Genomic DNA, 13,024 nt, shown 5'->3' with positions numbered 1-13,024 from the left:
GGCCTGGCCGGGGTTTTTCGTGAGCTTCGGGCGACGTCAGGTGTCAGATGACCTGTACGTGCTCTGCCTGCATGCCCTTCTGGCCTTGCACGACTTCGAAGCTGACCTTCTGGCCTTCAGCCAGGGTCTTGAAACCTTTGCCTTCGATTGCGCGGAAGTGAACGAACACGTCCGGACCGCTCTCGGGAGTAATGAAGCCGTAGCCTTTGGTTTCGTTGAACCATTTGACGGTGCCGTTCTGACGATTCGACATGACGGGTGTTGCTCCTTGGAATAACGGGTTTGTTATGACAGGTGCTGGCGCGGCAGCGCGTTGCATAGACCAGGCACCCGGTACTGAGTTGCAAGGAGTAACAAGAATCGAGCAGCAAGGGGTGGACGGAAAGCCTACCGCCTCAGGTCACGATCGACGGCGACCCAAGCAAACACAGTTCTCGAACTCTACGCCATATTTTTCTGGAAAGCGATTACCCTCCGGAGACCGAAATCGTTTTTGACAAGAGGTAATTTGTCGCGCCATGCAAGGTACTGTGGAGCCGGTTTTCGACCACCCGGACAGCGGCGCAAACCCTCGCCAGTCCTGCTTCCGCGCTTCTTTCCCGCCGTTTCGAATGGCCCGGGCCCGCGGCCCCGACCATGAAATCCCCCTGCAAGGAATACCGATGAACGTCACCCCTGTGGAACTGCTGATCAGCGATTGCGATGGTGTGCTGGTCGACAGCGAAATCCTCGCCGAACGCGTCGTCCTCGACGGCCTGGCCGCCCATGCACCACGCGCCGAACTCGAAGCCCTGCTGCACGGGACCTTTGGCCTGACCACCCGGGACATCTTCGCCCTGGTCGAGCAGCGCTTCGGCATCACCCTGCCGCCCGCGCTGTTCAGCGACCTGCGCACCCAGGCGGAAACGCTGATCTCCACCAGCGTGGAAGCCATTCCCGGGGTGAAGCGTGCTCTGGAGAGCATCGACCTGCCGCTGGCGGTCGCCTCCAACAGCCTCAGGCACAGCGTCGAATCCTCGGTCCGCCGGGCCGATCTGGTCGAGCGGGTGGCGGGCCATATCTTCAGCGCCGACATGGTGGCCCAGCCCAAGCCGGCACCCGATGTCTACCTCCTGGCCGCCAGGACGATGGGCGTCGCGCCGGAGCGCTGCCTGGTGATCGAGGACAGCGCCACCGGCGTGCGCGCGGCGCTGGCGGCCGGCATGCGCGTCATCGGCTTTACCGGCGCCAGCCACATTCCGCCCAGCCATGGCGAGACCCTGAGCGCGCTGGGCGTGACCGCGCTGATCGCGCACATGGACGAACTCCCCGCGACCGTCGCCCGCCTCCGCGCCGCCGCCAGCGGCGGGCAATAGAAAAGGGGCCCTCAGGGCCCCTTCGCGTTCCGCCTCGGCGAAATCAGGACAGGACCGCACCCACCGCCTTGGGCAGCGCGACCGGTGCCAGGTCGGCGCTGGCGTTCCAGGCCGACTCGCTCAGCTGGGTTTCCAGCAGCTGGCGATGGATCGCCTCGCGATGCTGTTGCAGGACGATGTCCAGGGCGCGGCTGGGGGTCAGTTCGACGTCATCGAAGGTGACGATCTGACCCGGTTCCAGGGCGCGCTTGAGCACGCTGTGCTTGAGCAGGCCGATCGGCAGGTGGTCCGGGCACTCGGCGATCTTGACCGCTTCGCCGCGCACGCTGTAGCCACCGATGCCGCGCTCGATGATGTCGCCGGCCGCCATGGGCTTCTTCATGATGGCGGCCACGCTCAGGGTCGGCGTGGTGGAGTTGTTGAGCAGGATCTTGCCGCCGGCGATGACGCGTCTCAGGGTCTTGCCGACCTCCAGGGAGCACAGGTGGAAGGGACGGACCAGCACATAGTAGGGGCCCTTGCCCAGCTTGAAGTACTCGATGGCACCGGCCTGGTCTTCGTCATGGCGACCGACCACGAAGACGCCACCGGCGGAGTAGCCGCTGGGGATCACGTAGTCGACGATGGGCTGGCCCAGTTGCTCGGCCATCTGCGCGAGGATGTTGGCGCTGTCCTGCAGGTTGGTCGAATTCAGGCCTTCCAGCCCCTGGCGGGTGATGGTCGCGCCATAGTTGTTACCGACCACCACCTGCTCGATCTGCACCTTGGTGCCGTCGGTGAAGGAGGTGGTCTGGTCGACGCTGGTGCCCTGGCGCGCGGACCAGTAGGCCATGTCTTCCGGCGTCGGGTTGTGGTTCAGATAGCCCTTCATGTTGCCGTAGACCAGCGGCTTGAAGCCCATCTGCACGGCTTCTTCGTGCAGCGCCGCCAGCGAACCCGGCTGGTCGCCCTCGGCCTCGGTCAGGAAACCCTTGCCGGCCAGGTAGGAACCGGTCGTCACCTGCAGTTCGGCATTGATGGTGACCACCTTGATGCCGGCCTCGAAGGCGCGCTCGATGATCTCGGTGCCGTGGTAGGGGTCGCCGCTGCACTCCACCAGCAGGTCGCAATGATCGATGAGATCCGCCACCGACTGGGTGAGCGCCTCGGTCAGCGGATAGTCGGTGACCGTGGCGATGGGCCGGCGGGTCAGGACGCGGGTCACGGTCATGTCGTCATAGTGACGGCTGATGAGCCGGGCCAGGCAGCGCGAGATCATGCCGGTACCGACGATGCCGATACGGGTGACAGGGGATTGGGAGGACATAGGATCGATTCCTTTCAAAGAGAATGTCGGTAGCGAGCAAAGCCACCATGCGAAGTGCCGACCCCAACTACATGTCCGATCTCTTGCAAATGGAAAAAAGCTTCCATCAGAAATTCTTTGACTGGGATCAATCTTTCCGTGCGACTCGAAGCCAAATCAAAAATTCATGACTTCGTAACAGATAGCGACCAATGGCTGCAGATCGCCACCTTTTTCCTTGCCGTCCAGCGACGGCCGTTCAACTCGTCGGTTCAGCGCGCCCCGTGCCTGAGTCACCGCGCGCCCAATAGCCGCGGCGGAACAGGTCACGTTCGCCCAGGACCAGCAACAGCACCAGGAAGCCCAGCATGGCCACGCTGACGCTGACGATCAGCTCCAGCAGGCCGACCGGCTTGGGCAACAGGAAACTCAGCAGGGCCACCGCGCTGCCCGCGCTGAACCAGCGCAGCAGCAGCGACAGGTGCAGGCCGGCCAGGGAGTGGCGATAGAGCGCCAGCGCCATGAACACCGCCTGCAGGAAGGCTCCGGTGGTAAAGGAGTAGGCCAGTCCCTGGGCACCGAATGGCCGATAGACAACAGCGTCCAGGGCCACGGTGATGAAGGAGCTGGCCAGGGTGGCGTAAAGGAAGGTGCGGGCGCGCTGCTGCGACAGCAGGGCACGCCCCCACAGCAGGGCCAGCCCCATCCAGGGCAGACCCAGGGCATAGGCCACCACCAGGGTCGCGGTCGCCGCGCTCTGCTCGGCGCCAAAGGCCCCGCGCTCCAGCAGCACCTTGACCACCGGCTCGGAGTAGCTGAACAGCACCACGGCGGCCGGCACCAGGAACAGCAGGGTGCCGAGCAGCGCCTTGCGCATCAGCGCGCTGTACTTGTCGGCATTGCCCTCGTTCCAGCTGCGGGTCAGCTCGGGAAAGATCATCGCCAGGATGGACAGCGCATAGAGCGTCAGCGGAATGGTCACGATGCGGTAGGAGAAGGACAGCATGGTGATGTTACCCTCCGCCAGCAGCGAGGCGAAGAAACGCTCCGCCAGCATGCAACCCTGCTGGGCGCCGGCGGCGAGCAGCACCGGCGCGAAGGTCAGGGCGAAGGGACTGCCCTCGGGCTTCTCGAAGGCCACCGAACGTTGGCCGAGATAGCCCAGGCGGCGGTGCTGGATGACGATCAGCAGCACCTGGGGCAGCAGCATGCCGGTGAACAGCGCGATACCGCTCGGCTGCAGGATGACGATGGCCAGGATGGCGCCCAGATTGAGCATCAGGGTGCGGGTCATCGGCAGAATGAAGATGCGATCGAGGTTGAGCAGCGCGCCCTGGCAATAGAGGACGGCCTGCACGCAGATCAGCAGGGTACCGACGGCGAAGACCAGCTTGCCGGTCTCGACCTGCTCGTCGCTCCAGCCCGGCGCCAGGGCATGCATCAGCCAGGGGCTGGCGAGGACGCCGATCACCGACAACAGCAGGCCGAACAGGCCGATGCGCCAGTACAGCCAGCGACCGACCTGCTCGTACTGGGCGTTGCAGCGGTCGCGGATGCGTTGCAGATAGGGAATCATGGCATCGCGCAGGGCGAGGCCGAAGAAGCTCTCGAAGAACACCGGCAGGATGAGCGCGACAAAGATCAGGTCGGCTTCCCAGCTCACGCCGAATTGGCGGGCGATCAGCAGGTCGCGCAGGAACCCCAGCAGAAAGCTGGCGACCGTGATGGCCAGGATGATGAGGGTCGAACTCACGCCCGCACCTCGATCGACCCAGACGGGCCAAGCGCGGCAATAAGCGGACGGATAAAGATGGCAGGCATTGGCGGTCTCGTTCCGTGAGCCGGAGGTGATCCGGATAAAGGCGGGCAGTGATGCCCGTTTGGTCCAGACTCAGAGACCAGCTTCCGCGCTTAAGTTTCCCGAGGCAAATCTGGAGACACGCGGAAATGTCGAACGATTGGCAAATTGCCATGAGTGACCTAAGGCTGACCGCCGAGCGGTAGTCCTTGCAATCCCGCGGCAAGCCAACTACTGTATATATAACCAGATACAGAATACGAGGTGACGCATGGCCGTCGAAGTGTTGTATCGCAGCAGCCGAGATCCGGAGCGCCTGTTCATGGATAAAGCCGAAGCCGATCGTCACGACAAGATGTTGGAGCTGGCCGAGTCGCTCGCCAGCGTATTGGACAAGGCCGTACCCGGTCTTGCCGAGAAGCAGTGCGAAGACCTGGGGCTGTTCATGGCCCGCAATCGCGAGGTCTTCGCCCGGGCGTTTCGCAACCAGCCGGACGCCCTGGGCGAGTTGGACCTGCCCAGCTAGCAAGGGGCGCTGCCCCTCGGGTAGCCTGGGAAGAGATCTGAGCCGGAGAAAGCCTCTTGTCCCTTCCCATCATCTTCGATACCGATCCTGGCGTGGACGACGCCCAGGCCATCGCCCTGCTGTTTGCCGATCCCGCCTTCGAGGTGATCGGGCTGACCACCACCTTCGGCAATGTGCCGGTCACCACGGCGACCCGCAACGCCCTGTTGCTCACCGAACTGGCCGGCCGGGACACACCCGTCGCGGCTGGGGTGGCCGAGCCTCTGGTCAAGCCGGCCGGCAACCACGCCCTGCACGTGCATGGCCAGGATGGCCTGGGCAACCAGCAGCTGCCCACACCAAGCCAGACACCCCATGCCCTGGATGCGGCGCGCTTCATCGTCGAGCAGACCCGCCTGCGACCGGGCGAGATCACCCTGGTGGCGGTCGGGCCGCTGGGCAACCTGGCCCTCGCCCTGGCGCTGGATCCCACGGTCGCCGAGCGCGTCCGCGAGGTGGTGGTGATGGGCGGCGCCATCGTCGAGCCGGGCAACGTCACGCCGGTGGCCGAAGCCAACATCTTTTCCGATCCCCATGCCGCGGCACGGGTCTTCGCCGCTCCCTGGCCGCTGACCCTGGTCGGCCTCGATGCCACCCACCGCGCCGTGCTCGATCCGCCCCGCCTGCAGCGCATCGCGGCGCGCCAGGGCGCCCTCGGCGAGGTGCTCGCCCGCAGCTATGACTTCTATGCGGACTTCTACCGCAGCGTGAAGGACATCGACGGCTGCCATCCCCACGACAGCTGCGCCCTCGCCTATCTGCGCCGCCCCGAGCTGTTCCACACCGCTCGCGGTCACCTCAGCGTCGGCACCGAAGGCCTGGCGGAAGGCCAGACCTTTTTCGCCCCCGAGGGGCGCGCCTACCTGGACGGGCGCTGGTCCGGCAATCCGCTGGTCACGGTCTGCCTGGGCATGGATGGCGCCGCCATGGTGGCCTGGATGGAAGAGGTCCTGACCGCAGCGGAGCGGTAATCGGTCACGAATCCGCCAGAAGGGCGTGCCAGAGCGGCCCGGGGCCGCGCAACTGAGAGCCATGCACGCAACGCGATTGCAGCAGTGAGGTAGAAAGCCGCTCTGGATTTCTACCTACCGCCCCGGCGGACGACTGCGCAAAGGATTGCCCATGGCTCGCTACGATCTCCTGCTCAGCGGCAGCTGCCGCGACGATGTTTCCCCCGACACCCTGAGGATCAGCCTGCTCTATCAGCTCAAGCTGGCACCGGAGCAGGTGGAGCGCCTGCTGCCCCCGGCCAGGGGTGTCCTCAAGCGGGATCTGGCCAGCGCGCAAGCCCACGAATGGGCCGAGCGGCTGCGGGATACGGGACTGGATGTCCATCTGGTCGAACGCCAGGACTCCACCCCCGTCGCCCAGGACCTCGATCTGCAGGCGCGTCTGGCCGCGTTGCAGGCAGCGGGCCTGCCGCGCCCGGCCTTCTCCCTGGGTGAGCGCCTGCAACTGCTGGCGGCCGTGCTCCTCGGCCTGACGCTCAGCCTGCTCTATCTGCTGCCGGGCCTGGCGGGATTGCTGCTGGCGATCTGTGCCCTGGCGGCCTTCATTACTCTGCTGCACCAGGATATCGTCGTCGCCTGTGGCCTGGCCCTGCCGCTGGCCGGCCTGGGCGCCTGGCTGGCCCTGGGCTTTCTGGCGCCGCGCCCGGGCCGAGGAACAGAAGCCGCCGCCGAACGGCCGCTGACGCCAGCCCAGGAGCCGGCGCTGCATTCGCTGATCGCAGCGCTCTGCCAGGCCATGGGGGTCTGCCCGCCTCGGCGCCTGCTGCTGACGGCGGAGGTCGACATCCGCTTCGCGGTCAGGACCCGGACGCTGCGCCTGGGTCTGCCGCTGATGACGGCACTCACCCGCGATCAGTACCTGGCCAGCCTCGCCCATGTGCTGGGGCACCAGGTGAGCGCTCTGGATCGTTTGGGGGGCGCCCTGCTCAATGCCTGCCTCGCGCAACTGGAACGCCTCGGCCAGGCGGCGTCCCGAGGGCTCCTCGCCCGCGTCGCCCGTGGCTGGGCCCGCCTGCTCTTTGCCAGCGGCCAGCGCCTCACCCGCACCGCCAGCCAGCGCCGGGAAGCCCGCGCCGATCATTACCAGGTCCTGCTGGGCGGCAGCGCGGCCTTTCGCACAACGGCGCGCCAGACGCGCCTGGCCCAGCAGGCCTGGCGTGAAGCCAGACGGCGCAGCCTGACGGCACCCGCGGCCCAGGGCCTGGTCGGCAATCTGCTGGAGTTGCACGCGGCCCTGCTGGCTCGCCAGACGCTCTCCCCCACGCCGACCTCCGCCAGCAGCCGCTACTGGGGTCGTCATCCGGCGGATCGGCAGCGGATCGCCTGGGCCGAGCGGCATCCGCTCCCCGGACTGCTGGACGACCGGCGCCCTGCCAGTGCCCTGCTGGAGCAGCCCGATGCGCATGGCCGCGCCCTGACCCTGCTGGTCCATCGCCTGGCCGGCCGCCAGCCCGAGGCGGAGCCAGCGGCCACGGTGGCCACGCTGGTTCCGGAACCGGTCCAGGACAGTGACACGGACCTGCAGCGCTGGAGTGGCCATGCCTGGCCCGATTGCCCCTGGCTACCCCTGCACCTGCCGCTGGAGCGGACCACCCGCGCCCTCGAGGCGGACACTGTCCGCGAACGCATCCTGCTGCTGGCCGCCGGCACTGCGGACGCCTGGCAGGAGGCGGAAAAGCAAAGCCAGCGGCGCTGCCTGCTGGCCTTCTACGAAGAGCTGCACAGTCATGGACTGGCCCACGTCGTTCACGGCGAAGGGGCGTTCAACCAGGAGCACTTGCAGGAGTATCGGGCCATCGATACCTGGCAGACCGCCGCGCGCCAGCAGTTGCTGGCCGTGGCGCCGCTCTATCGGCAGCGCATCGAACGGGCCCTGGCCCAGCGTCTGCCCGGCCAGGAGCAGGCTGCCGAGCTCTATCGGCTGCTGCTCACCCTGGCCGAGCGCTATCCGGACGTGGAGCGCCTGCGCGAGGCGCGCCTGCTGGTGAAGGAATACCGCACCCTGCAGCGGCGACCGCAGGGCCCCAGTCAGATCAATGCCCTGTGCGAATTCGCCAAGCAGGATTATCGACGCCGGGTCGCGGACTGGCTGGCCTGCGATCTGCCCCTGCCTCCCGCCATCGCCACGGTCAGCCTGGGCGACTACCTGCAGCGTCACTGCCCCCGGCTCGATCTCGCCGAGGATTCCCTCTCCGCGGTCTATCGCCACAGCGCCGAGCTGCTGCCTGCGCTCAACGCCCTACACCAGCGTCTCTGGCTGCTCCTCGCCCGCGCCTGCCTGGCCGCCGAAGCCGATCAGGCGTCGCGGCAACAAAGCGCCTGAGCCTGGCTGCGGGCCATAAAAAAAGGCCCCATACGGGGCCTTTTCCTGCAGCGCGGGATCAGTTGACCTTGGGATCCAGCTCGCCGCGGGCATAGCGTTCGAACATGGCGTCCAGGGAGATCGGCTTGATCTTGGAGGCCTGGCCAGCGGTGCCGAAGGCTTCGTAACGGGCGATGCAGACGTCGCGCATGGCGGTGACGGTCTTGGCCAGGTACTTGCGCGGGTCGAACTCGCTACGGTTCTTGGCCATGAACTCGCGGATGGCACCGGTGGAGGCCAGACGCAGGTCGGTGTCGATGTTGACCTTGCGGACCCCGTACTTGATGCCTTCGACGATCTCCTCGACCGGCACGCCGTAGGTTTCCTTGATGTCGCCACCGTACTCGTTGATGATCTTCAGCCACTCCTGGGGCACCGAGCTGGAGCCGTGCATGACCAGATGAGTGTCCGGGATGCGCGCATGGATTTCCTTGATGCGCTGGATCGACAGGGTGTCCCCGGTCGGCGGCTTGGTGAACTTGTAGGCGCCGTGGCTGGTGCCAATGGCGATGGCCAGGGCGTCGACCTTGGTGGCCTTGACGAACTGGGCGGCTTCTTCCGGATCGGTCAGCAGCTGGCTGTGATCCAGGGTGCCTTCGGCGCCCACGCCGTCTTCTTCACCGGCCATGCCGGTTTCCAGGCTGCCCAGGCAGCCCAGCTCGCCTTCCACGGACACGCCGCAGGCATGGGCGAAGGCCACGGTCTGCTGGGTGACGCGCACGTTGTAGTCGTAGTCGGACGGCGTCTTGCCGTCGGCCATCAGCGAGCCGTCCATCATCACCGAGGAGAAGCCCAGCTGGATGGAGCGCTGGCAGACGTCGGGGCTGGTGCCGTGGTCCTGGTGCATGACCACCGGAATGTGCGGGAATTCTTCCACCGCGGCCAGGATCAGGTGACGCAGGAAGGGAGCGCCGGCGTACTTGCGGGCACCGGCGGAGGCCTGGACGATGACCGGCGAATCGGTCTTGTCGGCGGCTTCCATGATGGCGCGCATCTGCTCGAGGTTGTTGACGTTGAAGGCCGGGACGCCGTAGCCGAATTCGGCGGCGTGATCCAGCAGCTGACGCATGCTGACGAGTGCCATTGGTGATTATCTCCCTACAAAGGCGGTGGTGGCGCCAGCCTGCATGAGCGGCTGGCAGGGTTCAAGCGGCCGACCCCTGGCCGCCCTGGATTAATCGGTTCAGCTGACATTCGCCGCTTCAAGGCGTCCGGCAGCCGCGGCCGATGAGGTCGTTGTTGGCGATCCAGTAGACGAGTCCCTGGTCGCCGCGGATATGCAAAGCCACCAGCCCGTCGGTATAGGACTGGCCATCGGTGGCCGGTTCGCGGTTGAGATGGCGGATCAGGCCATCGCCTTCCAGCTTGAGGTCGACGATGGACTGGCTGCGATCCACATAGCGCCAGTCGAAGGCCGCCTTGGAATCACAGACCCAGTGGGTCCAGCCGCCCGTCTGCTGCGCGCCGCGACCGGCACAGCCGGTCAGCACGGCGAGACCCAGCAGACCGAGGGCGAGCGTGCGCCCCTTCACTGGGCGCAACCGCTGGCAGGACGGCTGGCGTTGCCATTGAGCGTATCGACCCGCTCGCCATTCTGCGCCGTGGGCGTGGCGGCTGCCGCCGGTGGCGGCGCGAACACCGCGCAGGCCTTGTCGGCATTGCCACCGGCACAACCGGCCAGCATCAGGACAGCGGAACAGACGAGCAGCGGCGTACGCATGGCGATTACTCCTGGGCGCGTTGCTGGAGGACTTCGACGGCCGGCAGAACCTTGCCCTCGACGAATTCGAGGAAGGCGCCGCCACCGGTGGAGATATAGGAGACCTTCTCGCCGATGCCGTACTTGTCGATGGCGGCCAGGGTGTCGCCACCACCGGCGATGGAGAAGGCGTCGCTGTCGGCGATGGCCTGGGCCAGGGTGCGGGTGCCTTCGCCGAACTGGTCGAATTCGAAGACGCCCACCGGACCGTTCCAGAGGATGGTCTTGGCCGACTTGAGCAGGTCGGCGAATTGCTGGGCGCTGACCGGGCCGATGTCCAGGATCATGTCGTCGTCGGCCACGTCGTTGATCGACTTGGTAGTGGCCTGGGCGGTCTCGGCGAATTCCTTGGCGACCACCACGTCCACCGGCAGCGGCACGCTGACCTTGGCGGCGATGGCCTTGGCGGTGTCCACCAGATCGGCTTCGTACAGCGACTTGCCGACCTTGTAGCCGGCCGCGGCGAGGAAGGTGTTGGCGATGCCGCCGCCGACGATCAGCTGATCGCAGATCTGCGCCAGGGAGTTGAGCACGTCCAGCTTGGTGGAGACCTTGGAGCCGGCGACGATGGCGGCCATCGGGCGGGCGGGATTGCCCAGCGCCTTGCCCAGGGCATCCAGTTCGGCGGCCAGCAGCGGACCGGCCGCGGCGACCTTGGCGAACTTGGCCACGCCATGGGTCGAACCCTCGGCGCGGTGGGCGGTGCCGAAGGCGTCCATGACGAAGATGTCGCACAGGGCGGCGTATTTCTTCGCCAGCTCATCGGCGTTCTTTTTCTCGCCCGCGTTGAAGCGCACGTTCTCCAGCAGCACCAGCTGACCCGGCTCGACCTGGACGCCGTCCAGGTAGTCCTTCACCAGGGGCACCTCGCGGCCCAGGGCCTTGCTCAGGTAGGCCGCGACCGGGGCCAGGCTGTTTTCCTCGCTGAACTCGCCCTCGGTGGGACGCCCCAGGTGCGAGCAGACGATCACCGCAGCACCCTTTTCCAGGGCCAGCTTGAGGGTCGGCAGGGCGGCGACCAGGCGGGCATCGCTCTTGATCTGGCCTTCCTTCACCGGAACGTTGAGGTCTTCGCGAATCAGGACGCGCTTACCCTTCAGATCGAGGTCGCTCATTTTCAACACGGACATACAGGCAATCCCTTAGTTGTGCTTGTTTCAGGTGGGCTTGGCGATGCGCAGCCAATGGCCGGCGACGTCGAGCATGCGGTTGGCGAAGCCCCATTCGTTGTCGAACCACACCAGCAGATTGACCAGCCGGGGGCCGGAAACGCGGGTCTGGCTGCCATCGACGATGGCGGAATGGGGATCGTGGTTGAAATCGCAGGAGGCGTGGGGCAACTCGGTGTAGTCGATCAGCCCGGCCAGGGGACCGCTCTGGGCGGCGTCACGCAACAGGGTGTTGAGCGCCGGCGCCGTGGTGTCGCGGCCGACGATGCAGGTGATGTCCAGGCAGGAGACGTTGACCGTGGGTACGCGCACGGCGCGGGCCTGGATGCGCCCGCCGAGCTCGGGCAGCAGGCGTTCGATGCCGCGCGCCAGGCCGGTCGCCACCGGGATGATCGACTGGAACGCCGACCGCGTCCGCCGCAGATCTTCGGCATGGTAGGCGTCGATCACGGGCTGGTCGTTCATGGCCGAGTGGATCGTGGTGATGGAGACGTACTCCAGACCCAGGGTCTCGTGCAAAAGTTTCAGCACCGGGACGCTGCAGTTGGTGGTGCAGGACGCATTCGAGACCAGCGTCTCGTCACCGCGCAGGGCCTGCTGGTTGACGCCATAGACCACGGTGGCGTCGACGTCGGTCTCGCTGACCATGGGCTGGGAGAACAGCACCCGCGGTGCGCCGGCGGCGAGAAAGCGCCCGGCCTCGGCACGGGTGCTGAAGGCGCCGGAGCATTCCAGCACCAGATCGACGTCCAGCGCGCGCCAGTCCACCCGGTCGGGCTCCGCCTCGCGACGGATCTCCAGGGCCTGGTCGCCGATGCGCAGGCGTTCGCCGTCCAGCGCCACCCGCCCGGGAAAGCGGCCATGGGTGGAGTCGAAGCGGGTCAGGTATTCGAGACTGGGCCGGTCGGCCAGGTCGTTGAGGGCGACGATGGCGAGCTCGCTCGCCGCACCGCGCTCGTGCAGGGCACGCAACACGCAACGACCGATGCGACCGTAGCCGTTGAGAGCGAGGCGATAGCGAGCGGAACTCATGCGTGAACGGACTCGGGCGCAAGCGAAAGGCCGATTATGCGGCGGTTCGACGACGAATGGGAGTCGCGAGCGTAGTCCGGTCGACTTTCGCACTACAAAAAGGCGCTCTCCTTGGCAGACAGGAAAGAAATCCACCCTCTGGCCAGACGCCCCTGCCGCAGCCACGGCGTCTGGCGGTCTGCAGGGAGAGGTCCGCAGGTAGCCCCAGGGGCGGAGGGACTACCTGGTTCAGCGGCCATGGCCTGACTGAAATCGTCATCCAGGCGTGATAGAGCAGAGCCATGACCCAGATCAAAATCCCCACTTGTTGTGGTGTAGAAATTCAAAAACACCATATGTAGTATCTGGACCGAACTTGAGGCCCAAGTCGAACTCAAAGGAAAAGACCCGTGCCGCCCCGGCAGATCCCGGCTGGCGACAGGCTTTTTCCTTTGAGTTCGCCCCACTACGGACAGGAGTCAGCCATGACCATCACCATCTACAGCAAGCCCGCCTGCGTGCAGTGCAACGCCACCTATCGCGCCCTGGATCGCCAGGGCATCGCCTACCAGGTGGTGGACATCGAGCAGGACGCCAAGGCGCGCCAGACCGTGGAATCCCTGGGTTATCGCCAGGTGCCGGTGGTGGTGGTCGGTGACGACCACTGGGCCGGCTTCCGCCCGGACAAGCTCGGCCAGCTGGTGGCCTGA

At 66.2% G+C, this 13,024-nt stretch carries 13 protein-coding genes; 5 read left to right on the top strand and 8 right to left on the bottom strand.

The genetic code is table 11. The features are described 5' to 3' along the window. Positions 1-43 precede the first annotated feature (43 nt). Positions 44-253, bottom strand: a complete 210-nt coding sequence (locus PSK12I2_RS0109705; protein WP_007161279.1) for a cold-shock protein — start codon at positions 251-253, stop codon at positions 44-46. Between the two features lie 409 nt (positions 254-662). Here PSK12I2_RS0109705 and PSK12I2_RS0109700 point away from each other — a divergent pair, with 409 nt between their 5' ends. Next, a complete protein-coding gene (locus tag PSK12I2_RS0109700) occupies positions 663-1,355 on the top strand; it encodes an HAD family phosphatase (RefSeq protein WP_027598238.1) in 693 nt (230 codons plus the stop codon). 43 nt (positions 1,356-1,398) lie between these two features. Here the strand turns inward: PSK12I2_RS0109700 and PSK12I2_RS0109695 are convergent, their stop codons facing one another. Then, on the bottom strand, positions 1,399-2,613 hold the full coding sequence (locus PSK12I2_RS0109695) for an NAD(P)-dependent oxidoreductase (RefSeq protein WP_169854534.1): 1,215 nt from the start codon (positions 2,611-2,613) through the stop codon (positions 1,399-1,401). Positions 2,614-2,899: 286 nt separating this feature from the next. Further along, on the bottom strand, positions 2,900-4,393 hold the full coding sequence (locus PSK12I2_RS0109690; protein WP_027598237.1) for a lipid II flippase MurJ: 1,494 nt from the start codon (positions 4,391-4,393) through the stop codon (positions 2,900-2,902). 316 nt (positions 4,394-4,709) lie between these two features. Here PSK12I2_RS0109690 and PSK12I2_RS0109685 point away from each other — a divergent pair, with 316 nt between their 5' ends. The 3 genes from PSK12I2_RS0109685 (at position 4,710) to PSK12I2_RS0109675 (ending at position 8,336) form a co-directional block, all read left to right on the top strand. Continuing rightward, positions 4,710-4,964: a YebG family protein gene (locus tag PSK12I2_RS0109685; protein WP_007161283.1), complete on the top strand. Its 255-nt coding sequence runs from the start codon at positions 4,710-4,712 to the stop codon at positions 4,962-4,964. 56 nt (positions 4,965-5,020) lie between these two features. Continuing rightward, entirely contained in the window at positions 5,021-5,974 is a 954-nt protein-coding gene (locus tag PSK12I2_RS0109680; RefSeq protein WP_027598236.1) for a nucleoside hydrolase, read from the top strand. A 151-nt stretch (positions 5,975-6,125) separates the two neighbouring features. Then, the gene (locus PSK12I2_RS0109675; RefSeq protein ID WP_027598235.1) at positions 6,126-8,336 is read left to right on the top strand and encodes a hypothetical protein; all 2,211 of its coding nucleotides are present in this window, start codon (positions 6,126-6,128) and stop codon (positions 8,334-8,336) included. A 58-nt stretch (positions 8,337-8,394) separates the two neighbouring features. Here the strand turns inward: PSK12I2_RS0109675 and fba are convergent, their stop codons facing one another. From fba to epd, 5 genes are all read right to left on the bottom strand, one after another. Then, entirely contained in the window at positions 8,395-9,459 is a 1,065-nt protein-coding gene (gene fba, locus PSK12I2_RS0109670; RefSeq protein WP_007161286.1) for a class II fructose-bisphosphate aldolase, read from the bottom strand. Positions 9,460-9,577: 118 nt separating this feature from the next. Further along, the gene (locus PSK12I2_RS0109665; RefSeq protein ID WP_027598234.1) at positions 9,578-9,907 is read right to left on the bottom strand and encodes an MliC family protein; all 330 of its coding nucleotides are present in this window, start codon (positions 9,905-9,907) and stop codon (positions 9,578-9,580) included. Then, positions 9,904-10,095, bottom strand: a complete 192-nt coding sequence (locus PSK12I2_RS0109660; RefSeq protein WP_007161288.1) for a hypothetical protein — start codon at positions 10,093-10,095, stop codon at positions 9,904-9,906. The genes PSK12I2_RS0109665 and PSK12I2_RS0109660 overlap by 4 nt, the downstream gene beginning before the upstream one ends. 5 nt (positions 10,096-10,100) lie before the next feature. Then, positions 10,101-11,264 (bottom strand): phosphoglycerate kinase, encoded by a 1,164-nt coding sequence (locus PSK12I2_RS0109655; protein WP_027598233.1) that lies wholly within the window; start codon positions 11,262-11,264, stop codon positions 10,101-10,103. Positions 11,265-11,291: 27 nt separating this feature from the next. Continuing rightward, the gene (gene epd, locus PSK12I2_RS0109650) at positions 11,292-12,335 is read right to left on the bottom strand and encodes an erythrose-4-phosphate dehydrogenase (protein WP_027598232.1); all 1,044 of its coding nucleotides are present in this window, start codon (positions 12,333-12,335) and stop codon (positions 11,292-11,294) included. A 464-nt stretch (positions 12,336-12,799) separates the two neighbouring features. Between epd and nrdH the strand changes: the two genes are divergently transcribed. Beyond that, complete coding sequence (gene nrdH, locus PSK12I2_RS0109645; protein ID WP_027598231.1) at positions 12,800-13,024, top strand: glutaredoxin-like protein NrdH; 225 nt, start codon at positions 12,800-12,802, stop codon at positions 13,022-13,024.

It is taken from the genome of Pseudomonas sp. MOIL14HWK12:I2, assembly GCF_000510745.1.
GTDB lineage: Bacteria > Pseudomonadota > Gammaproteobacteria > Pseudomonadales > Pseudomonadaceae > Chryseomonas > Chryseomonas oryzihabitans.
Note: the sequence above shows the minus strand (reverse complement) of the source record. Positions and strands in the feature narration are given on the sequence as shown.

What these genes read in the sequence shown, in the direction of transcription:
- PSK12I2_RS0109685 (WP_007161283.1), top strand. Translation starts at nt 4,710, where the DNA reads ATGGCCGTCGAAGTGTTGTATCGCAGCAGCCGAGATCCGGAGCGCCTG.
- PSK12I2_RS0109655 (WP_027598233.1), bottom strand. Translation starts at nt 11,264, where the DNA reads ATGTCCGTGTTGAAAATGAGCGACCTCGATCTGAAGGGTAAGCGCGTC.
- PSK12I2_RS0109705 (WP_007161279.1), bottom strand. Translation starts at nt 253, where the DNA reads ATGTCGAATCGTCAGAACGGCACCGTCAAATGGTTCAACGAAACCAAA.
- PSK12I2_RS0109695 (WP_169854534.1), bottom strand. Translation starts at nt 2,613, where the DNA reads ATGATCTCGCGCTGCCTGGCCCGGCTCATCAGCCGTCACTATGACGAC.
- epd (WP_027598232.1), bottom strand. Translation starts at nt 12,335, where the DNA reads ATGAGTTCCGCTCGCTATCGCCTCGCTCTCAACGGCTACGGTCGCATC.
- PSK12I2_RS0109660 (WP_007161288.1), bottom strand. Translation starts at nt 10,095, where the DNA reads ATGCGTACGCCGCTGCTCGTCTGTTCCGCTGTCCTGATGCTGGCCGGT.
- PSK12I2_RS0109675 (WP_027598235.1), top strand. Translation starts at nt 6,126, where the DNA reads ATGGCTCGCTACGATCTCCTGCTCAGCGGCAGCTGCCGCGACGATGTT.
- fba (WP_007161286.1), bottom strand. Translation starts at nt 9,459, where the DNA reads ATGGCACTCGTCAGCATGCGTCAGCTGCTGGATCACGCCGCCGAATTC.
- nrdH (WP_027598231.1), top strand. Translation starts at nt 12,800, where the DNA reads ATGACCATCACCATCTACAGCAAGCCCGCCTGCGTGCAGTGCAACGCC.
- PSK12I2_RS0109700 (WP_027598238.1), top strand. Translation starts at nt 663, where the DNA reads ATGAACGTCACCCCTGTGGAACTGCTGATCAGCGATTGCGATGGTGTG.